General features: G+C 63.4%; 22 protein-coding genes. 6 read left to right on the top strand and 16 right to left on the bottom strand.

The window, feature by feature from the left end:
• Positions 1–11 precede the first annotated feature (11 nt).
• Genes FJ958_RS14610 through FJ958_RS14600 form a run of 3 tightly spaced genes read left to right on the top strand, consistent with a single transcriptional unit; the run spans position 12 to position 2,807 of the window.
• A complete protein-coding gene (locus tag FJ958_RS14610) occupies positions 12–1,157 on the top strand; it encodes an ATP-binding cassette domain-containing protein (RefSeq protein WP_140743705.1) in 1,146 nt (381 codons plus the stop codon).
• Positions 1,150–2,007 carry a 2-aminoethylphosphonate ABC transporter permease subunit gene (locus tag FJ958_RS14605; RefSeq protein ID WP_140743703.1) on the top strand — a complete coding sequence of 286 codons (858 nt, stop codon included), beginning with the start codon at positions 1,150–1,152 and terminating at the stop codon, positions 2,005–2,007. Before FJ958_RS14610 ends, FJ958_RS14605 begins: the two co-directional genes overlap by 8 nt.
• A 2-nt stretch (positions 2,008–2,009) precedes the next feature.
• Entirely contained in the window at positions 2,010–2,807 is a 798-nt protein-coding gene (locus FJ958_RS14600; RefSeq protein ID WP_140743701.1) for an ABC transporter permease subunit, read from the top strand.
• Between the two features lie 10 nt (positions 2,808–2,817).
• On the opposite strand, the gene FJ958_RS14595 is transcribed toward FJ958_RS14600, so the two are convergent.
• The 8 genes from FJ958_RS14595 to FJ958_RS14560 form a co-directional block, all read right to left on the bottom strand.
• Positions 2,818–3,264 (bottom strand): MaoC/PaaZ C-terminal domain-containing protein, encoded by a 447-nt coding sequence (locus FJ958_RS14595; protein WP_140743699.1) that lies wholly within the window; start codon positions 3,262–3,264, stop codon positions 2,818–2,820.
• Between the two features lie 8 nt (positions 3,265–3,272).
• Positions 3,273–4,346: a Gfo/Idh/MocA family oxidoreductase gene (locus tag FJ958_RS14590; protein ID WP_181176398.1), complete on the bottom strand. Its 1,074-nt coding sequence runs from the start codon at positions 4,344–4,346 to the stop codon at positions 3,273–3,275.
• Entirely contained in the window at positions 4,342–4,671 is a 330-nt protein-coding gene (locus FJ958_RS14585) for an L-rhamnose mutarotase (RefSeq protein ID WP_140743695.1), read from the bottom strand. The genes FJ958_RS14590 and FJ958_RS14585 overlap by 5 nt, the downstream gene beginning before the upstream one ends.
• A 10-nt stretch (positions 4,672–4,681) precedes the next feature.
• Positions 4,682–5,794, bottom strand: a complete 1,113-nt coding sequence (locus tag FJ958_RS14580; RefSeq protein WP_140743693.1) for a mandelate racemase/muconate lactonizing enzyme family protein — start codon at positions 5,792–5,794, stop codon at positions 4,682–4,684.
• A gap of 5 nt (positions 5,795–5,799) precedes the next feature.
• Positions 5,800–6,897: a sn-glycerol-3-phosphate ABC transporter ATP-binding protein UgpC gene (gene ugpC / locus FJ958_RS14575; RefSeq protein ID WP_140743691.1), complete on the bottom strand. Its 1,098-nt coding sequence runs from the start codon at positions 6,895–6,897 to the stop codon at positions 5,800–5,802.
• 4 nt (positions 6,898–6,901) lie between these two features.
• Positions 6,902–7,768: a carbohydrate ABC transporter permease gene (locus FJ958_RS14570; protein ID WP_140743689.1), complete on the bottom strand. Its 867-nt coding sequence runs from the start codon at positions 7,766–7,768 to the stop codon at positions 6,902–6,904.
• 17 nt (positions 7,769–7,785) lie between these two features.
• Entirely contained in the window at positions 7,786–8,682 is an 897-nt protein-coding gene (locus FJ958_RS14565; RefSeq protein WP_140743687.1) for a sugar ABC transporter permease, read from the bottom strand.
• A gap of 135 nt (positions 8,683–8,817) precedes the next feature.
• Positions 8,818–10,137, bottom strand: a complete 1,320-nt coding sequence (locus FJ958_RS14560; protein ID WP_140743685.1) for a sugar ABC transporter substrate-binding protein — start codon at positions 10,135–10,137, stop codon at positions 8,818–8,820.
• Positions 10,138–10,305: 168 nt separating this feature from the next.
• Here FJ958_RS14560 and FJ958_RS14555 point away from each other — a divergent pair, with 168 nt between their 5' ends.
• Complete coding sequence (locus tag FJ958_RS14555) at positions 10,306–11,091, top strand: IclR family transcriptional regulator (protein ID WP_140743683.1); 786 nt, start codon at positions 10,306–10,308, stop codon at positions 11,089–11,091.
• 67 nt (positions 11,092–11,158) lie between these two features.
• A complete protein-coding gene (locus FJ958_RS14550; protein WP_140743681.1) occupies positions 11,159–11,998 on the top strand; it encodes an amidohydrolase in 840 nt (279 codons plus the stop codon).
• Positions 11,999–12,004: 6 nt separating this feature from the next.
• Here FJ958_RS14550 and FJ958_RS14545 read toward each other — a convergent pair whose 3' ends face one another.
• From FJ958_RS14545 to FJ958_RS14510, 8 genes are all read right to left on the bottom strand, one after another.
• On the bottom strand, positions 12,005–12,973 hold the full coding sequence (locus tag FJ958_RS14545) for an ABC transporter permease (protein ID WP_140743679.1): 969 nt from the start codon (positions 12,971–12,973) through the stop codon (positions 12,005–12,007).
• A 1-nt stretch (position 12,974) separates the two neighbouring features.
• The gene (locus FJ958_RS14540; RefSeq protein ID WP_140743677.1) at positions 12,975–13,919 is read right to left on the bottom strand and encodes an ABC transporter permease; all 945 of its coding nucleotides are present in this window, start codon (positions 13,917–13,919) and stop codon (positions 12,975–12,977) included.
• Complete coding sequence (locus FJ958_RS14535; RefSeq protein ID WP_140743675.1) at positions 13,916–14,674, bottom strand: ATP-binding cassette domain-containing protein; 759 nt, start codon at positions 14,672–14,674, stop codon at positions 13,916–13,918. The genes FJ958_RS14540 and FJ958_RS14535 overlap by 4 nt, the downstream gene beginning before the upstream one ends.
• Positions 14,667–15,404, bottom strand: coding sequence for an ATP-binding cassette domain-containing protein (locus FJ958_RS14530; protein WP_140743673.1), 738 nt, complete (start codon positions 15,402–15,404; stop codon positions 14,667–14,669). Before FJ958_RS14530 ends, FJ958_RS14535 begins: the two co-directional genes overlap by 8 nt.
• A 70-nt stretch (positions 15,405–15,474) precedes the next feature.
• On the bottom strand, positions 15,475–16,662 hold the full coding sequence (locus FJ958_RS14525) for an ABC transporter substrate-binding protein (protein ID WP_140743671.1): 1,188 nt from the start codon (positions 16,660–16,662) through the stop codon (positions 15,475–15,477).
• Between the two features lie 24 nt (positions 16,663–16,686).
• Positions 16,687–17,832, bottom strand: a complete 1,146-nt coding sequence (locus tag FJ958_RS14520) for a carbohydrate ABC transporter substrate-binding protein (protein ID WP_181176397.1) — start codon at positions 17,830–17,832, stop codon at positions 16,687–16,689.
• A gap of 20 nt (positions 17,833–17,852) precedes the next feature.
• Positions 17,853–19,013: a CaiB/BaiF CoA-transferase family protein gene (locus tag FJ958_RS14515; protein ID WP_140743793.1), complete on the bottom strand. Its 1,161-nt coding sequence runs from the start codon at positions 19,011–19,013 to the stop codon at positions 17,853–17,855.
• Positions 19,010–19,561: a MaoC family dehydratase gene (locus tag FJ958_RS14510; protein WP_140743667.1), complete on the bottom strand. Its 552-nt coding sequence runs from the start codon at positions 19,559–19,561 to the stop codon at positions 19,010–19,012. Before FJ958_RS14510 ends, FJ958_RS14515 begins: the two co-directional genes overlap by 4 nt.
• Before the next feature lie 201 nt (positions 19,562–19,762).
• Between FJ958_RS14510 and FJ958_RS14505 the strand changes: the two genes are divergently transcribed.
• Complete coding sequence (locus tag FJ958_RS14505) at positions 19,763–20,860, top strand: lactonase family protein (RefSeq protein WP_140743665.1); 1,098 nt, start codon at positions 19,763–19,765, stop codon at positions 20,858–20,860.
• Positions 20,861–20,881: the final 21 nt, after the last annotated feature.

The raw sequence follows: 20,881 nt of genomic DNA, 5'->3' as shown, positions 1-20,881 counted from the left end.
AGAACAACGCCATGTCGGCCGTCGCCTTCACGGGTACCAGTGTCATGGATATCGACGCCGCGAAGGTTCGCGGCGCCGGTTCCAACGTCCACTTCGACAAGGTCAGCGTCGCCTATGGCGCGCATGTCGTGCTGCATCCGCTGACCCTGGACATCGCACCGGGCGAGATCCTGGCGATGATCGGCCCTTCCGGCTCAGGCAAGACCACTGCCTTGCGGGCCGTGGCCGGGTTCGTGCGGCCGGCAAGCGGCCGCATCCGCATCGGCGCCACCGACGTCACCGACCTGCCGCCTTATGAGCGTGGTCTCGGCATGGTGGTGCAGAATTACGCGCTGTTTCCGCATATGCGGGTCGAGGACAACGTTGCCTTCGGCCTCAGGGCACAAGGCGCCGACAAGGCGCTGATCGCCGAGCGGGTCAAGGATGCACTCGGCACCGTCGGCATGTCTGCCTTTGCCAGACGCTATCCGCGCGAGCTTTCGGGCGGCCAGCAGCAGCGTGTCGCGATCGCACGGGCACTGGCGGTGCGGCCGCGCGTGCTGCTGCTCGACGAACCGCTCTCGGCGCTCGACGCGCAGATCCGCCGCAACATGGTCGAGGAGATCGCTCGCCTGCACCGGAGCCTGCCGGGCCTGACGATCCTCTACGTCACCCATGATCAGACCGAGGCGCTGACCCTTGCCGACAAGATCGCCATCATGCGCGACGGCAGGGTCTGTTCGCACGGACTGACGACGGAACTCTACCGCCGTCCGCCAAATCGTTTTACCGCCGAGTTCCTCGGCCGCGCCAACCTTCTGCCGGTGACGGTTGAAGAACCTGTCGGATCGAAAGGCTTTGCCACCGCAAGGCACGGCGATGCCGTGCTCACCGGCGCTGGTCGTGACGAGAAGGCCGGCGACAAGAGCCTGCTCTGCATCAGGCCGCAGCACCTCAGCCTGACGGCCGACAGCGAGCACACCAACCGCATTGTCGGTACACTCAGGGAAGTGCACTGGCAGGGCGAACTGACCCATCTCGTGCTCGATGTCGACGGCACGCCGGTGCGCGTCTCGGCAACGAAACTGCCCACGGCGTTGCCGGAACCCGGCGCCAGGGTGCCGCTGTTTTTCGCACCGGCCGACACGTCGCTGCTTCCGGAAGACGCCGGTGTCTGAGGCTGTCGCCATCCGCGCGCCGGCGATCAGGCGAGAGCCCGGCAAATTCTGGATCGTGCCGCCGGCGGCGCTGCTGGCGCTGCTGTTCTTCTATCCCCTGGCGCTGATCGTCCGGCAGGCCTTCCTTGACGACAGCGGCGTCGCCAATGTCGCCGAGATCGTCCGTGTCCTGCATTCGCGCTTCTTCCTCAACGCGCTGATCAATACTGTGACCATTTCGGTCGCCGCCACGGCCGGATGCCTCATCGTCGGCCTTGTGCTGGCATTGATCCTGGCTTTCGTGCCGTTCCCCGGCAGCGGCTTCATCGCCCGGCTGATCGACACCTTCATCGCGCTGCCGACTTTCCTGGTGACGCTGGCTTTCACTTTTCTCTACGGCTCCGCCGGCATGCTCAACACCGGACTGATGGAGGCCTTCTCGCTGCCGTTGCCGCCGGTCGATTTCCTCTATTCGACCTGGGGCGTGGTGCTGGCCGAAGTCACCGTCTACACGCCCTTCATCCTGCGGCCGCTGCTCGCCGCCTTCTCGCTGGTCGATCGCGGCCAGATCGAAGCGGCAAGCGTGTTGGGCGCCAGACCTTTCCGCATCGTCCGCCAAGTCATCCTGCCGGCCGCGGTGCCCGCGCTCATCGCCGGCGGCAGCCTCTGCCTGCTGTTGACCGTCAACGAATTCGGCATCGTGCTGTTCATCGGCGCCAAGGGCGTCATCACGCTGCCGCTGCTGATCTACGGCAAGGCGATCCAGGAATCGGCCTATCAGGTCGCCTGCATCATCGCCGTGGTCAACATCGCGCTGTCGCTCGGTCTTTTCGGCCTCTACCGCTTCGCCGCCGGCCGGTTAGGAGCCTAGCCATGCTGGTCTGGTCGCGCCCTGGTCGCATCGTGCTGTGGATGCTCTTCGCGCTGATCTTCGGTGTGCTGTTCCTGGCGCCGCTGGCGGTCATCCTCCTGTCCAGCCTCGCCGACCAGTGGAACGGGGTGCTGCCCAATGGCTTGACGACGGAGCACTACGCCGACGTCGTCAAGGGCGCGGCCTGGAATTCGGTCAAGGCGAGCCTCATCACCGGCTTCCTGGCCAGCGCATTGGCGCTGGTCAGCGGCACCTGGGCGGCCCTTTCGCTTCGCCTTCAGGGCGATGCCTTGAAGCGGCTGCTTGGTCTGCTCTTCTTTATTCCCAGCGCCGTGCCCTCCGTGTCTGTCGGCCTTGGTCTGCTGGTTGCCTTCAGCCATCCGCCGCTGCTGCTCAACGGCACGGTGGCGATCGTGATGATCGCGCATTTCGTGCTGATCTCGGCTTTCACCTTCGGCAACGTCTCGGCCGGTTTGGCACGGCTTTCGCCCGATTTCGAACAGGTGGCGTCAAGCCTCGGCGCGCGGCCTGCATACCGGCTCTGGCATGTCACGCTGCCTCTGCTGGCGCCTTATCTTGTCGCTGCATTCGGCCTGAGCTTCGCGCTGTCGATGGGTGAACTCGGCGCCACCGTCATGGTCTATCCGCCGGGCTGGGTGACGCTGCCGGTCTCCATCTTCAGCCTCACCGACCGCGGCGATATCTTTGCTGGTGCGGCGCTCACCATGATCCTGGTGATGGCGACGCTGGTTCTGCTGCTCGGGCTGGAACGCGTCACCGCGCGCGCCACCGGTTCGTGAATTCTGAGGCTCAGGCCGGCTTGCGCTCGACGATGTAAATGTGGTCGGCCGCCAGCACCACCTCGCCGCGCTGGTTGATCACTTCGCAGCGCTCGATCAAGCGTCCCGAACCCGGTCTCTTGGGATCGTCCTCCTTGGCCGCGATCGTGGTGCGCGTGCGGATCGTGTCGCCGATGAATACCGGCTTGATGAAGCGCAGCCGGTCGTAGCCATAGGAAAAGGCGACGGGGTTGACGATACTTGCCGTCAGCCCGATGCCGACCGAAAACACCAGCGTGCCATGAGCGATACGCTGGCCGAACGGCGTCGTCTTCATGTACTCGGCATCCATGTGATGCGGGAAAAAATCGCCGGTGTGGCCGGCATGGACGACGAAGTCGGTTTCCGTGATGGTGCGGCCGCAGGTGAGACGCGTAGAGCCGATCTCGTAGTCCTCGAAATAAGTGATCTGTTCCATATCCTGCCTTACGGCCTTTCAGCGATTGGCGTCGCCGGCGCCGCACTCGATCTATAGGCGGCCTCCACGAGCGCCATGGTGTTCCATGCGTCTTCGACCGAACTGACCAGCGTGTCATCTTCACCAGATGCAAAGCGCTGCACATTGGCCATACGCCCGACGAAGGCGTCGGGAAACCACTCGCCGGCCAGTGGCACCGCGACCCAGTCCGTGCCGCCCTTCGGATAGATCTCGAGAACATCCGGCTCACCTGCTGGATAATCGAGGTTGAGGCCGAGCTTCAGATAGGCAGCCCCTTCGGTGCCGCAGATACGGAACTCGCAGGCCTGGTGCCGCCGGCCGAATTTGTGGTCGTGGTTGATCGACAGCGCGCAGCGCACCGTGTCACCATAGTCGAGAATGGCGCTGGTGCGCGTCTGCGCCACTCCATGATTGGGATGGCCGAGTGTCTTGGCATGCACCCCTTTGGGGTCGCCGAGCAATTGCCGGATCAGGTCGAGATAGTGGATCGAATGCATGGCGATCTCGACACGCGGCGCCTTGAGCAGGAATTCCCATAGCTGCCATGGTGTCGCCAGCGCCAGCCAGGCGTCGAAGTCGACGACCGCGCCGAGCCAGCCCTTGGCGATCGCATCCTTGAGCGCCAGCATCATCGGCGCGAAGCGCAACTGGAAATTGACCGCCGCCTTGAGGTCCTTGGCGCGGCAGATTTCGAGGATTTCGGTTGCCTCGCCGAGATAGTTGCCCATCGGCTTCTGGATCAGCGCCACCGCCCCGTCGGGCAGAGCCTTCAGGATCTCGGCGTGCCGTCCCGGCGGCGTCGCCAAGTCGAAGATCGCGTCCTTGACGGCCGCGGCTTCATCCACCGAGCGAAACGCCGTCACCCCCCATGTCTCGGCCAAGGTTTGCGCCTTGGCCTTGTCTGGATCGTAAAATCCGGCGACCGGGAATCCGGCCTTCTTGTAGGCTGGAAAATGCGCGTCGCCGACGATCGACCCTGCACCGAAGGTGACGATCGGCCGAGGTTTTGAGGGCTTGGGCCAGGCCTGGACGAGTGAGGCAGGGTCGAAACCGCCCTCAATCATGATGGAAGACCTCGTCCATTGAAGCCCACCATTCGCCGTCCTTGCGGGTCGCCAACGGCTCCTGGCAGGGCATGCAGACCGCCCACCATTCCTGCGTCTTCGGGTCTGCGGCCATCTTGGCCATGTCGGTCGCATAGTCGGTGCCGTGGTATTCGAAGTAGCTGAACAGCAGGTTCTCTGGCCGCTTCAGGTAGATGGAGTAATTCTTGATGTTGCAGGCCGAGATCATGGTCAACACGTCAGGCCAGACCGCGGCATGCAGGCGGACATATTCCTCGACCTTTTCCGGCTTCAGCCCGAGCATCATTCCCATCCGCTGCATGTCCGTTCCTCTATTTGGTTATCGCCGTGGTGAATTCGGCGATGCTCATGGCCTTCACCGCGTCCCAGTCCCAATCGATGCCGATACCAGGCTCGTCTGGCGCAAGCGCATGCCCATCCTCGATGCGCATGCGCTTGCCGGTCAACTGGTCGAGTTGCGGAATGTACTCGACATATCGGCCGTTCTGAACAGCGCAGGTCAGGCTGACATGCAGTTCCATCAGGAAATGCGGGCAGACCGGAATGTCGAAGGCCTCCGCCGCATGCGCGATCTTGAGCCAGGGCGTGATGCCGCCGATGCGGCCGACATCAACCTGCACGATCGAACAGGCTCCTTTCTGCATGTATTCGCGGAAGTGACGCATCGAGTAGAGCGACTCGCCGATGGCGATCGGCGTCGGTGTCGAGTTCGACAGCCGAACATGGCCATCGATATCGTCGGCGGGCAGCGGCTCCTCGATCCAGGCCAGGTCAAGCTCGCGCAGCCTTGCCGCGCGGCGGATCGCCTCGTCGACGGAAAAGCCCTGATTGGCGTCGGTCATGATCTCGTAGCTGTCGCCAACGGCCTTGCGCACCGCCGACAGGCGGGCAAGATCCTCCGACCCATGCGGCCTGCCGATCTTCACCTTCGAGCCGCGAAACCCCTTGGCCTTGGCGGCCAGTGCGTCGTCGACCAATGCCTGCGTCTCGATATGCAGCCAGCCGCCTTCGGTCGTATAGAGCGGACAGCGGTCCTTGGCGCCGCCGGCCAGTTTCCACAGCGGCAGGTTTTGCTTTTTCGCCCGCAAATCCCAAAGTGCCGTGTCGATCGCCGCGATGGCGATGGCGGTGATGGCGCCGATGGTCGTGGCATGCGTGGCGAATTCGAGATCGTGCCAGATCGCCTCGATCATGTCGGGATCGCGGCCGATCAGGCGTGGCGCGAGATGGTCGGACAAGAGCCGCATCACCGACGAGCCGCCGGTGCCGATCGTATAGCTGTAGCCGGTGCCGACCGCGCCGTCGGAATCGGTGATCGTCACAACAGGCGTTTCCTGGCTGACGAAGCTCTGGATCGCGTCCGTGCGCTTGACCTTGGGCACAAGGTCCACCATCCGCAGTTCTACCTTTTCGATTCTAGCCATGTCGGTCAGCTCCGCAATGTCTTTCCGGTGTCGGCGGCAAACAGATGCGCCTGCGACATGTCGAGGCTCATCGCTACTCGTTCGCCCGACTTCAGCGGTCTCGGGTTCAGCATGCGCGACACCCAGTCACTGCCGTTGAATTCGACGAACACCAGCGTCTCGTTTCCGAGCGGCTCGGTCACGGTGATCGGCAGTTCGATCTGGTGCACGTCGGCGGCATCGCCGGAGCTGATGCCGTGTCCGGTCGGGTAGATATCGTCTGGCCGCAGCCCGAACACGACCTTGTCGCCGGTCGTCACATTGGCCTTGAATTGGTGGGGCAGGGGCAGCTTTTCGCCGCTTGCGAAAACCAGCTGGCCGTCATCGACCGCCGCCTCGTGCAGGTTCATCGGCGGCGACCCGATGAAGCCGGCGACGAAGCGCGTCGCCGGCCGCCGGAACACCTCGTCGGGCGTGCCGACCTGTTCGATATGGCCGTCGCGCATGATGACGATACGGTCGGCGAGCGTCATTGCCTCGACCTGGTCGTGGGTGACGTAGATCACCGTCGACCGCACCTTGGCATGAAGCTTCTTGATCTCGGTGCGCATCTGCGTTCTGAGCTTGGCATCGAGGTTGGACAGCGGCTCGTCGAACAGGAACACGTCTGGATCCCGCACGATGGCACGGCCCATGGCGACGCGCTGGCGCTGGCCACCGGACAGTTGCGAAGGGCGGCGGTCGAGCAGCGTGTCGAGGCCGAGGATGGCCGAGGCTTCGGCGACGCGCCGGTCCATGTCTTCCTTGGCAGCACCGGCGATCTTCAGCGAGAAGCCGAGATTTTCGCGCACCGTCATGTGCGGATAGAGCGCGTAGGACTGGAACACCATGGAGATGTTGCGCGACCGCGGCGGCAGGTCGTTGACGACGCGTCCGCCGATCTCGATCGAGCCGGCGCTGATCTCTTCCAGACCGGCGATCATGCGCAATGTGGTCGACTTGCCGCAGCCGGATGGGCCGACCAGCGCGATGAATTCGCGGTCGGTGATGTCGAGATCGATGCCGTGCACGATCTCGATATTGCCGTAGCGCTTGGTCAGCTTTTTGAGGGAAACCGTTGCCATTCTGTCAGCCTTTCACCGCGCCGGAGGTCAGGCCGCCGACGAGATGTTTCTGGACGATGTAGGTGAGGGTGAGCGCCGGGATGATCATCACCACGGCGAGCGCGCACATGCCGCGCCAGTCGATGGTGAACTCGGCCGTGTAGTCGAGCAGGCCGACAGGCAGCGTCTTTGCGCTGACCGATCGGGTCAGCTGCGAGGCCAGCGCGAATTCGTTCCAGCAGGTCAGGAAGGCGAAAATGGCAGCCGATGCGATGCCCGGTCCGGCCAGTGGGAATTCGACCTGCCAGAACGCCTGCCAGCGTGTGCAGCCATCGATCTGCGCCGCTTCGGCAAGGTCCTTGGGTACCTGGCGGAAGAAGCCGTCGATCAGCCAGATCGTGAACGGCACGTTGAGCGCGACATAGGCGAGGATCAGGCCGAAATGCGTGTCGATGATGCCGAGCCGCACATAGAGGAAGAACAGCGGCAGCGACAGCGCGATGCCGGGCACGGTGCGGGTCAACATCAGGCCGAGGAAGACGCTCGATTTACTACGGAAGCGGTAGCGCGCGAAGGCATAGCCGCCGGCCATCCCGATGGCGACCGCTATGACCGTCGAGGTCACCGAGACGATCAGCGAGTTGCGGAAATATTCGATCACCGGGATGCCGCCCTTGCCGATGCCTGAGAACATGGCGACATAAGCGTCGAACGAGATCTCCTTAGGGATCCATACCGGCGGCTTGGCCATGATCTCGACGGTTGGCCGCAACGACGAGATGACGATCCAGAGACCCGGCAGGCAGATGGTCAGCATCGCCAGGAACAGCCCGATGCGATAGACGATGCCCAGCAGCCGGCGCTTGAGGCGGGCGGAAGAATTCTCGTCCATTCTCACCACCCCGCCCTTCACCACTCAGCCCCGATCTGCGTGCGCGCCGCGGCGAGCTTGTTGAAGAAATAGACGGTGAACGCGATCGACAGCAGGATCGAGAAATAGGCCATGGCGTTGGCCATACCCATGCGCCCGTCGCTATAGGCGGTGCGCGCCACCAGCGTCCACAGAAGCTCGGTGCGGCCCGCCGGTCCGCCATCGGTCATGATCTTGACGATGTCGTAGGCGCGCGCCACGTCGAGCGAGCGGATAGTCATGGCGATGTAGGCAAAGGGCATGACGAAGGGCCATGTCAGATAGCGGAATGTCTGCCATGGCGTGCAGCCGTCGACGCGCGCCGCCTCGACCGGTTCCTTGGGCATGGCGAGCAGGCCGGCGAGGATCAGGATGGCGAAGATCGCCGTCGATGACCAGATCTCGGCGATCGAAATGGCGATAAAGGCGAGATGCCCCTCGATCAGCCACGGTATGGCATCCCCGGTGATGCCGAGCGACTGCAGAGCGTTGTTCACCAGGCCGATATTGTCGTTGAACATGAACTTGAACTGGAAACCGACGAGGATCGGCGAGAACATCATCGGAAACATCATCAGCGTGCGCAGGATGCGCTGGCCGCGTGTCGCCTTCTCGACCAGCATGGCGAGGCCGAGGCCAAGCAGCATTTCTAGGTTGAGCGCGATGGTCAGCAGCAGCACGGTGCGCCCGAAGGCCCACCAGAAATCCGCATTGGACAGGATCGAGAGATAGTTCCGGAAGCCGACGAAGACGAAGAACGTCTCGGGCTTGGTCAGGCGGAAAGGCGTGAAGCTGGAATAGAGCGACAAAATCAGCGGCACCACGACGACCGCCGCCAGCACGATGATGGCTGGAAGCAGCAGCAGGAACGGCGCGGACGGCTTGAAGCCCTTCATAAGGATTCCGTGACATGTTGTTTTGGTTGTCGGCGTCCTCGTCGAACCAGGCGACGGAAGCACCACGCGGCGCACTCACTCAAGACGCGATCGCCTCCCCCAGTGCTGATGGGGGAGGCAGCCTTGGGAGTAGTGTTAGAGTTTACCGGCGTCCTGCAGAATCTGGGTCGCCTTGGCGGCGGCCTCGTCCAATGCCTGCTTGGAAGTCTTGTCGCCGAGGATCGCCGCCTGCAGTTCGGGATAGACGGCGTTCGAGATCTCGATCCATTCGGGCGTCTGCGGCACGGCGAAGGCGTGCTTGGCTTCTTCCTGGAAGGCGGAGAGAACCTCCTTCTTGTAGGGATCGTTGGCTGCCTGCTGCAGGTCCCAGTCCCAGACCGCGGTGCGGGTCGGCAGCGGGCCTGCGGCGGCCTCGAGCTTCTGGCTGTCCTCGTTGGTCAGCCACCATACGAGCGATGCGGCGGCCTCCTTGTTCGGGCAGTTCTCGGTCACAGAGAAGCCGTGGAAGCCGGACCAGCCGGTACGCTTGCCGGAAGAACCCTTCGGCGCGACCTTCACGCCGACATTGCCGGCGACCTTGGACGACTTCGGGTCATTGAAGAAGCCGGCCCAGCCCGGCCAGTCCAGGTTGATGGCGATGGTGCCCGAGGCAAAGCCCTGGCCGAGATCATCCCAGAGATAGTTGGTGGTTCCGGCCGGCACGGCCTTGGCCTTGTAGAGGTTGACGAACCAGTCGAGCGCCCGGATGCCAGCCTCGGAATTGAAGACCGGCTTGCCATCCTTGTCGAGATATTCGCCGCCCTCGGCGACCACCATCTCGTAGAAGCGGCCGTTGATCGCCTCTTCCTTGCCGGCGAACTGCGTGCCGTAGAAATTGGGCGGGTTGGCGAAGAACTCGGCCTGGTCCGTAACTTCCTTCCAGGTGTCCGGCGGCACCAGGTCATAGCCGTATTTCGCCTTGAACTTCGCCTTGTTGTCGGCATTCTCGTAGAGGCTCTTCTGGTAGTAGAGTGCCGAGACGTCGAACTGCGCGCGCGGCAGCATCTCGAGCTTGCCGTCGATGGTCGCCGCCTTGATCGTCGACGGGACGAAGGCGTCGATCTCCGACTTCGGCAGCAGCTTGCTGAGGTCGGCGTAGAGGCCCGTATATTGCGGCGCGAAGGACGAATGGTTCCAGCCGACGCACCAATTGGTGCTGCCCGAGGCGATGTCGGATTTGAGCTCCTTGTCGATGTCGAAGCCGTTCTTCTTGGTCAGGATGTTGACCTTGGCGCCGGTGGCTTTCTCCCATTCTGGAATGCGCTCGTAGAGCTTTTCATATTGCTGGCCGCCGATCAGCTTCACGTCGACGGTCACGCCTTCGAACTTGCCGGGCAGGTCGCCGGCAAGGGCAGTGCCAGCACCTGACGCAAGCACCAATGCACCGGCGCACACGCCGGAAAGCAGTCTGTTCATTTGGTTCCTCCCTGGGTGCGCCTTGGTGGCGACCGCAACTTGTCCGCGTGACAAGAAGTGCTACATTCATATACAAACAAAACATTCATACGTACGTCAAGACGAAATTTGTTTCCGACATCCACGTTCCTGCGTATATGAAGATTTGAATTCACTGGAGGGATGCCCATGGACGACAGCGAAGACGAGCGCTACCGCGCGCCGGCGCTCGACAAGGGGCTCGACATCCTGGAACTGTTGGCCGGTGTCGACGGCGGCCTCACCCAGGCCGAAATCGCCAAGAAACTCGACCGCAGCCCCAATGAGTTCTACCGCATGCTGGATCGGCTGGTACGGCGCGGCTATGTCACAAGGCTTGACGGGGATCGTTATTCGCTGACCCTGAAACTGTTCGGCCTGGCGCAGTTGCACGCGCCGGTGCGGCGGCTGGTCTCCTACGCCACACCGCTGATGCGCGAGCTGGCCGAGACCTCGCAACAGGCCAACCAACTTGTTGTTTTTGATCGCGGTTCCGCTGTCGTCATCGCCCAGCAGGAGGCGCCGAACTACTGGGGTATCTCGATCCGGGTCGGCTCTCATATCAGCCTGTTCGATACTGGTTCCGGCCACGTGCTGCTCGCCTTCCGCTCACCTGAGGAGCGGCAGATGATGATTTCCGAACACGTCCGCAGCACCGACAAGACCGCGCAATCGGCCGAATTCTACGCTCGCCTCGACCAGATCCGCGACCGCGGCTATGAGATGATGGCCTCGATGCAGACCGCCGGGGTCTATAATCTCTCAGCACCGGTGCGCGGTTCCGACGGCAGGGCGATAGCGGCGCTGTCGATCCCCTACATCAGCGTGATCAACACGCCTTCGGCACCGGATATGACCAGGACCATCGAGCTTTTGCTGGCCACGACCGGGAAGCTGTCACACTTGGCCGGATCGGCTGTCGGCGCGGCGGCATGAATTCTTATTTGAATGAAGAATTCCTCCGTGAGATGATTTGAAAATGCTGGAGGGAGGAGCCTTACCCATGATCATCGACACCCATCTGCATCTCATCGATCGCTCGGCCCTGCGCTATCCTTGGCTTGCCGGTGTGCCGGCGCTTAACCGTGATTTCTCCTATGACGAGTACGCCGCGGAGGCGCGGCGTGTCGGTGTCGAGCGCGTGCTGCATATGGAGGTCGATGTCGATGCCACCGATATCGAGGCTGAAACCAAGCGCGTCGAAAGCCTGTCGCGGCAGGCCGGCAGCATGCTGGCCGGAGCGATCGCCTCCTGCCGTCCGGAAGAGGCCGACTTTGCCGCCTATCTCGAGCGGCAGCGGACCAATCCCTTCGTCAAGGGCTTTCGCCGCGTCCTCCACGTCGTGCCCGATGACCTGTCGGAAGGGACGCTGTTTCGCGACAACATCAAGCGGCTTGGCGGCACTGGCCTGACTTTCGACCTCGTGGTGCTGCCGCACCAGATTCCCAAGGCCATCGCGCTGGCCGATTTGGCGCCCGACGTGCAGTTCGTGCTCGACCATTGCGGCGTTCCCGATATCAAGGGCAATGGCGAGCATCCCTGGCGCGACCATATGAGCGAGATCGCGCGCCGGCCGAATGTCGTGGCCAAGGTTTCCGGTGTCGTCGCCTATGCCGATCCCGGCAGTTGGACCGTCGACACCCTGCGGCCCTATGTCGAACACACGGTTCGTTCGTTTGGCTGGGATCGTGTCGTCTGGGGCAGCGACTGGCCGGTCTGCATGCTGGGCGGTGGCCTCTCGACCTGGGTGGCAGCGACACACGCGCTGCTTGCCGGCTGCGGCGTCTCGGAACGCGACAGGCTGCTGTCGGGGAATGCCCGCAAGCTCTGGCGGTTGGAATAGCCGCCGTCAGATGGTCGTCGAGACGTGCCGCTCGCGGCCGTAGAGCGAGACCAGCAGCACGATGATGAGGCCGAGCGCGGCCTGCACCGCCGAGGGCTGGAAGCCGAGCCCGATCAGCAGCGTGTTGATTTCGGTCAGCACCAGCACGCCGGCGATCGTGCCGAGATAGCTGCCACGCCCGCCGACCAGCGCGGCGCCGCCGACAACGACGGCGGCGATGGTCTGGAACAGATAGGGTTGGCCGACATCGCCATAGGCCGAGCCGGTGAAGCCGAGCAGCAGCACGCCCGCGACAGCTGCGAAGAAGGCGCTTGCCGCATAGGTGACCACCCACATGCGAACGGGATCGATCAGTGCCAGCGGCGCGGCGCCCGGATTGCTGCCCAGTGCGTAGAGCCGTCGTCCATAAGGCGTCCGCTCCAGCACCAGCACGACGAACGCCGCCATCACGACGAGACTAGGCACCAGCCACGGAACGGGCAGGGGGCCGGCCGATCCGCCGATCGATACGAAGCTGGAAACCACCGGTGGCGCGGAGCCTGACGGGAAGCCGGCGGTCCACAACAGCACCAGCCCCTGCACGATCATGCCGATGCCGAGGGTGACGATAAGCGGCTGGATGTCCAAACTGCGCGAGATCAACCCGTTCAGACCGCCGATGACGAGCGCCAGCACCCCGACGAGGCCGCAGACCAGAAAGAAGTTCCAGCCGTCGCCATAGAACTGTGCCGCCACGACATTGGCGAAGCCGATAACGAAAGGGATGGACAGGTCGATGCCGCCCATGATGACGACCAGCGTCTGACCGATCGAGGCGACCGCGAGCAGCGAGGCCAGCACCAGCATGGCGCGCACCGCGAACGGCGCCGAATAGCCTGGAATGAGAATGGTGCCGGCAAGGTGCAAAAGAGCGGCGACGCAGAAAGCTCCAACGACGCGGGCATTGGTTGTCGCGAACAGATTTCGGCCGGCCATTTCAGCGTGCCCTCATGGCTAAACGTTCCTGCAGCGCGGTCAGCATCACGGCCAGCACCAGTATGGCGCCATAGGCGATCTGCAGCACGAAGGTCGAGACGTTGAAGGTCGTCAACACGCTCTGCAGCAGAAAGATGTCGATGGCGCCGACAGCGGCGCCAGCCACGCCGCCACGTCCGCCGGCGAGGCTGACGCCGCCTAGCGCGACGGCGGCGATGGCGATCAGCGTGTAGGTCGGCCCGATATTGGGATCGGCGGAGCCGATCAGCGCGGTCAGCATCAGCCCGGCGCAGCCGGCTAGGATGCCCGCCATGACATAGGCGATGAAGCGCACGCGCGTGACATCGACGCCGGCGGTGTAGGCCGCGCGGTCGTCGCTGCCGACCGCCATAAGCTGGTCGTAGTAGGGAGTGCGCCGCACCAGCCCCCAGCCGATGAACATCAATAGAAGAGGCAGCAGCGACCACGGCCCGGCCAGCGCCTTGAGCCATGCGGGCGCCGGACCGATCGGAGCCGGCAGGATCGTCAGCGTAATGCCGGTGAGGATCAGATAGGTGCCGAGCGTGGCGACGATCGGCTGGATGCGCACCACCGTCGCCAGGAAACCGTTGGCCGCGCCGACCAGCGCGCCAATGAGCAGGGCAGCCGGCACAAGCAACAGGGGCGACGAGATGCCGGCCTTGAGGAAAAGCACTTGGATCACGACAGCATTGACGAAACCCATCAGCGGCCCGACCGAAATGTCGATGCCGCCACGGCCGGCGAGAATCACCGGCGTCGAGGCGATTGCCGCACCGATCAAGGGAGCGGCCAGTCCGACCAGCGCGCCCCAGGACCCCGGCTGGAAGCGCGCCGGGCTGAGGATGAGATTGACCGCAAGCAGGATGATCAGCAGCACGACAGCGAAGCCGACGCTTCGCGAAATAGACGAAAGGCGCGGGTTCATGCAGAGCGTCCGAACATGGCTGTTATCACGCTATCGGTATTCATCGCTTCACCCGAGATTTCCGCGGCAACCTCGTTTTCCCTGAACACCAGCACGCGACCACAAAGCAGAAGAATCTCCTCGATCTCGCTGGACAGGATGACGAGCCCCATGCCGTCGGCGGCGAGACCGCGAAAGACATCATAGAGAACATGCCGGGTCGCCACGTCGACGCCGCGCGTTGGATCGTTGAGAAGCAGGATTGATGGCTCCAGCGCCAACGCCCGCGCCAGCAGTACTTTCTGCTGATTGCCGCCCGACAGCGTGGTGATCGGTGCATCGGGCCGGGGTGCCACGATCGAAAGTTTCTTGCGATAGACATCGTAGCGCGCCTTGCGCGCCGCCGGACTGATCAGGCCGAGGCGTGTATCGCGCGAAAGCGTCGCGACGGCGAAATTGTCGAGCACTGACTGCGTCGGGAAAATGCCGTTCGCACGCCGGTCGCGTGGCAGATAAGCGATGCCGCTGGCGACGGCCCTGCGGAACCCTGTGATCTTGTGCGACGAGCCGGGCACGGCCAACTCGATCGAGCCACCGAGCGGCGGCGCGAGGCCAGCGAGCATCTTGAGGAACAGTTCCTGGCCATGACCGTCGAGGCCGGCAAGGCCGACGATCTCGCCGGGAGCGATCAATTGCCTGATCGGGCTGGCTTCAGTCGCGATGACGAGGTCGCGGATGGCGAGCCCGCGAAAATCTGAGGCGGCGCGATCAGCCATGCGCCAACTCCGCTGCCGTGCGTGGCGCCATGGCCTTCAGCAGTTCCGCCGGTGTCGAGGCGCCGCGCTCTTCCGTGCGCACGACGCTGCCGCCACGCAGGATCGAGATGCGATCCGAAAGCGACATCACCTCGTCCATGCGGTGCGTAATGAACAGGATGAGGCAGCCTTCACCGGCCAAGGTACGCATCAGCGAGAACACGGATTCACGGTCGGCGAAGTCGAGCGCGGCGGTGACTTCGTCAAGGACCAGGATTTTGGGGTTGCGCACAACCGCGCGGGCGAGGACCACCAGTTGCTGGGCGGCGAGCGGCAGGCGACCGGCCTGTGTGTCGAGAGGCACGTCGGTGACGGCGAAGCGTTTCAGCGCGGCTGCCGCCCTGTCGCGGCGCTCATTGCGGGGCACCGTGCGCCGCACCAGCCCGTCGAGGCCGAGCAGGATGTTGTCCGTCACGCTGCGGTCCGGTGCGATCAGGACCTCCTGAAACACCGTGGCGAAACCTTGTGCCTGGAAGGCCGAAGGGTTGCTGCCTGAAAACGGCTTGCCCTGCAGAAGGATTGTACCGCTGTCCGGCTGGACGATGCCGGACAAGAGCTTGACCATCGTGCTCTTGCCCGAGCCGTTCTCGCCCAGGATGGTGTGGATGGTCCCTGCCCGGAACGCGATCGAAGCGTCCGCGAGCGCGACCGTCTCGCCATAGCGTTTGGATATGTTCCTGATTTCGAGCATGCCGTGTTTCGAAGCTGGCAAGCCGGCTCCCCTGAAGGAGCCGGCTCGATGAGTTTGTCTGTCGCAAGCGTCATTTGGCGCAGGCGTCGGGCACCTTCGAATAATCCCAGCCCTTGGTCGGCGCCGGGTTGGAGAAGTAGGCGTCGAGCCATTCCTCCGGCATCGGGTCCTTCGGCGGGATCGGAAAGATCGAGACGGCATCCGGCGTCATGCAGTCCTTATACCAGGCGCTGAGGTCGGCGTTGTGGACCGGCGGGATCGGGATCAGCAGCGTGTTCAGCTTCGGCTTCTGCCCGTCCAGCATACGCTCGCCGACGCGGAACAGCGTCTCGGCGGTCCAATGCGGCAGCACCGCATGGCCTTCGAAACGATACTTGTCCGGATTGGCTTTCCAGTAGCCCAAAGCGTCACCCGTGATCGAACCGGTGATCAGCGGCGCCGGCCGGCCGGCCTCGGCGAAGGCTTCGGCGACGACGCGGCTTTCGCTGCCGGTCGTCCACACCGCATCGATCGGCGGCGGATTGGTGGCGATCGCCTGCAGCACGACCGTCTTGGTGACATTGGCCGTCCAGTTGCCGTTGACGGTGCGCGCGACCTTCAGCTTCGCATCTTCCGCCAGCGCCTTATCCGCGCCCTGGCGCTCCTGCACCACGATCGGGTGGCCGGCAATGCCTTCGACCAGCAGGATGCTGGCGCCGTTCGGCTCGGCCTTGCCGATCGCCGTCATCATGTCATAGCCCCAGCGCGCATAGTTGGAATCGACATTGATCGCGTTCGGGCTGGTCACGGAGCCAGCAGCCGTGATGAACGGGATGCCGGCCTTGGCTGCCGCGTCGATCGCATCGTCGAGCGCCGTCGCCGAGCCCGGTATCGAGGTGATGATCGAGCATTTCTTGTCGATGAAGGCGCGGATCTGGTTGATCTGCTGGCTCGCGTCGTTGTTGGAATCCGACACTTCGAAGCTGGATACGGTGCCGTCGGCAATCAGCCCATCGACGAGGCGTTTCAACTCCTTGGTGACGGTGACCCGCCAGGGGTTGCCCTGATAGGATTCCGAATGGCACCATTTCCACGGCTTCGGCGGCGGGGCGAAGTTGTCCCAGGCCGAGGGGAGCACCTTCTGCGGCGCGCCGCCATATTGCGCCTTGAGTTCAGTCGGCAGTCCGCCGATAACGCCTTGCACGTCCTCGGCAAGGGCGGTTGTTGCAAGTGAGGCCAGCGCTGTTGCGGCCAGCAAGCCGCCGATCATTCTTGTCATTGTGTTCTCCTCCGTTCGTTTCGTTCAGACTCCTCCACCGGCAGCGCCGGAGACCCGTGCCGGAAAACTCTCCCGGAACAAGCGATTGAGTTCGGCAACAACCTGGCCGGCGGGATGGCCCGAGGTGATGCCGGAATTGATGCGGTCGGATGCCGCCTGCTGGAACGCCATGTAGCCGTCATGGCGCGGCCGCACCCATGCGCCTTCAAGCGTCGCGCGCGTATCCCTGTAGAAATTGCCGGCGGCTTCATTGACGGCCCGGTCTTCCCAGGCAGCGGCATGGCCCGGCTGGCCACCGGCAGCGGCATAAGGACCGCGTTGGACGTCGCCGCTGGAGATCCAGTAGGCGAAATCCATCGCTGCCTCCTTCGCCGTGGAGAAGGCCGATACAGCGATCCCGGTGCCGCCAAGCGCCGAACCTACCGGGCCGCCGGAGCCGACAACGGGGATATCGGCGAAGGCCAGGCGATGGGTGCGAAACCCTGCAATGGCGTAGGAGACATAGCCATAGATCAGCGGGCAACAGACGAAGCGGGAACCGGCCTCCGCCACGCGTTCAAAAACGGCAATCGGATCCATCTCGAAACAAGCCGGATCGAGCAGCGCGGCAATCTCGCACATCCTCTCGAAGACTTCGCTGCCCGTCTCGACATCGATCAGATCGCGCACCGGATCGGTGCCGCAGGGATGCCCGAGATTGCCGGCCAGCGTGTAGAATGTCATCAGGCAATGCGGTGGCCGCAGCGGCAGCAGCACACGGCCTTGCCGGGCGAGATCGAGCACCTCGCTCCACCTCGCGGCCGGCGCATCGAGCGCATCCGGCCGCCAGGCCTGCACCTGCGTCGCCGCATCGATGGGGAAGGCCCATTGCCGCCCTTGCCAGCTATAGCTCGGATAGGACTGGCCGACGCTGCCCGTCGCGAGCGCTGCACGCTCGACCTCACGGCCCGCGACGTCGATGGGTTCGAGGCAGCGCTCGGCCGTGATCTGCCCGACATGTGGATGGTCGATGACGATCAGATCGTAGGCCCGCGCCAGCTCCTCGACCGGGAAGGATTCGAAATCCTGCAGCGAGCGCTTGTCCCATTCGATCGTGACGCCGGTCTTCTCTTTCCAGAGCAACGAGCAGGCGACCATCGGATCGTAGCCGCGTGGATGGCTCCAGGTCATGCCCTTGAGCGTCTGGGAACTCACAGGCCGAACTCCTCGCGGATTGCCACGCTGTGCTCGCCGATGCGTGGCGCCGCGCGGTCGACCTTGGCCCTGATACCATCGACCCTGAGCGGCGAACTGGTGGTGAGGATGGAAACATCGTCCTCGCGCGTCACCGTCTGCAGCATGTCGAGAGATTGGAATCCTTCGCTCGCCAGCATTTCCGGCCAGGTCAGCACCTTGGCGCACCAGATGTCGGCCGGCTCCAGAATGGTAAGCCATTCGTCGATGGTTTTGGTGGCGATCCGCTGCGCGATGATCGCCTTGATGTCGTCGCGGGCCGTAAACCAGGATGCCGGCTTGTCGCGATATGGCGCCAGTTCGTTCAGCGACAGCAGATCGGCCAATTTCGGGATCGGCGTCATGGCGATGGCGAGATAACCATCCTTGGCCGGATAGACGCCGTAAGGCGCCGACAGATAGGCGTGCGCGCTGCGGAAGCTGGAGCGCCTGGGCAAGCGGCGACCGTCATTCAGATGCGTGGTCAGCACCTCGAACTGGAAATCGACAAGCGCTTCCAGAAGGCTGGTCTCGATATGGCTGCCCTGGCCGGTTATGCCGCGCCGCACCAGCGCGGCCAGGATGCCTTGAGCGCAGGCAGCGCCCGCCAGCATGTCGCCGATGGCGAGGCCGAACGGCACCGGCCCCTGGTCCTCGTCGCCGTTCAGCCACATGACGCCGGAGCGCGACTGCGCCAGCAGGTCCTGGCCGGGACGTTTGACCCAAGGGCCTTCCTCGCCATAGCCGCTGATCGAGGCATAGACGAGCCGCGGGTTGATCTTGCGCACGGCCTCGTAGTCGAGGCCGAGGCGCTCGATGACGCCCGGCCGGAAATTCTGGATCAGCACATCCGCCTTGGCCAGCAATCCGCGCAACGCCTTAAGATCCGCTTCGTTCTTCAAATCGATGGCGAGGCTTTCCTTGGCCCGGTTGATCGCATGGAAAATGGTGGAGTCGCCGCCGATCTCGGTGTCACTGAGATAGAGCCGGCGCGACAGGTCGCCTCCGTCAGGACGCTCGATCTTGATGACGCGGGCGCCGAGATCGAGCAGCCTGAGCGAGCAGTAGGGCCCGGACAGGAACTGGCTCATATCGACGACGACCAGACCGGCGAGCGGCAATTCGGCTGCCATCTCTATTTCTCCGTCTTGCCGACGAAATCGGCCGGGTTGCGGTACTTCACCGTCTGCAAATGCTCGCAATAGAGGACAAGCTCGCCTTCGCCCTTGAACACTTCGTAGCTGGCGCGGATCAGCCCCATCTCCTTGTAGCGGGGCTTCTTGTCGAGATTGGAACGGATCGAATAGATCGTGTCGCCAATGAAGACAGGCTTGATGAACCGCAACTTGTCATAGCCGTAAGAAAAAGCGTTGACGCAGTTGGTCGCGACCAGCCCGAGACCCGCCGAAAAGACGAACGCGCCGGCGATCAGGCGCTTGCCGAAAATGCCTTCGCTCTCGGCAAACATCTGGTCCTGCACATAGGGGTGGATGTCGAGCACCAGCGTGTTGAAAAGGTGACTGTCGCCCTCCGCCATCGTGCGCCGCAACGAGCGGATCTTCTGGCCGACCGGCCAATCCTCGTAGAACCAGTTCTCCGCGTTCCACACCGGCAAGGCGGCGTGCTCTTGAGGCATGTTTTTGGGGTATGTCGAAGCGACGCCGACAGTGGGGGCGAAATCATTCATGAGTGATGGCTCCGGCGCTCTCGCAGGAGGCTTCGAGCAATCGTTTGAACACGCCTCAAAGCGGCCGAATGCACGACGTCTCCTCCCGTCAATCTTCTTTTGTAAATAGTATTTTCACATATGGGGTTGCGTTGCAAGCGAGGACAAGCGAAATTTTGATCGCCCCGAGCGTCCAGCATCGGCGGGCAGGGGAGGAAAATCATGAGCAAGGATTGTCTGGTCTTTGTCGGCAGCCTGAACCGCGAGGCGCCCTATTTTCAGGGCGCGCGCGGCGTGGGCCTCGGCGTCTACAGTTTCGACGAGCAAACGCTGGAAATCCGGAAACTGGCCGAAACCAATGACGTCGACAACCCGACATTCCTGTCGGTCACCTCGGACGGTTCGCGCATCTACGCCAATTCGGAAGTGTTCACCTGGCGCGAGGGAACTGTCTCCGCCTACGGCTTCGATCGCGCCTCGAATAGGCTGAGCTATCTCAACAAGCAGCCCTCGCTCGGCAGCATCACCGCCCACAACACCATCACCCGTGACGGGACCAAACTGCTCGTCGCGAACTATGGCATAGGAGAGGGCGGTCCGGATCGCGCCGTTGCTGTCTATGGTTTCGACAGGGATGGCGCGCTGTCCGCGCCGCTCGCCAGCGTGTCGCACAAAGGCACCGGCCCGAACGCGGCACGGCAGGAGCGCTCGCACGCCCACAGCATCACCGAAACCATTGCCGGTGGAACGGCCATCGTTGCCGACCTCGGCATCGACCGGCTGGTTTCCTATCGGATCGGGCGTGATGGCAACCTGACAAAGCTTGCCGAATCCGCACTGGCGCCAGGGGCCGGCCCACGCCACATCGCGCTGCATCCGAATGGGCGCTTCGTCTTCGTCATGAATGAGCTGAATTCAACCGTGGTGTCGATGGCGTTGGACGACGCGTCAGGCACGCTTTCGGTCATCGACGCCAAGCCTGCAGTCCCGGCCGAGGTTCGCGACAGCAACCACTGCGCCGATATCCAGATTTCGCCGGATGGGCGTTTTGTCTACGGCTCTAACCGTGGCCACGACAGCGTCGTTATCATGGCCATCGACCAGGACACTGGCGCATTGAGCCTCATCGGCTATGTTCCCTGCGGCGGCGCCACGCCGCGCAACCTGGCGATGACGCCGTCGGGCGGCCATCTGTTTTCCGCCAACCAGAACGCCGACCGCATTTCGATCTTCGCGCGCGATGCCGATAGCGGCATGCTGACCGACACCGGGCGGGCCATCGAGATCGGCACGCCTATGTGCGTCAAGATCGTCACTTGAGCACCGGCAAAGCCGCCAATT

It is taken from the genome of Mesorhizobium sp. B2-3-5 (assembly GCF_006442395.1).
In the GTDB taxonomy this organism is placed as follows: Bacteria; Pseudomonadota; Alphaproteobacteria; order Rhizobiales; family Rhizobiaceae; genus Mesorhizobium.
The sequence above is the reverse complement of the archived record's forward strand: the minus strand, read 5'-3'. Positions and strand labels throughout refer to the sequence as shown.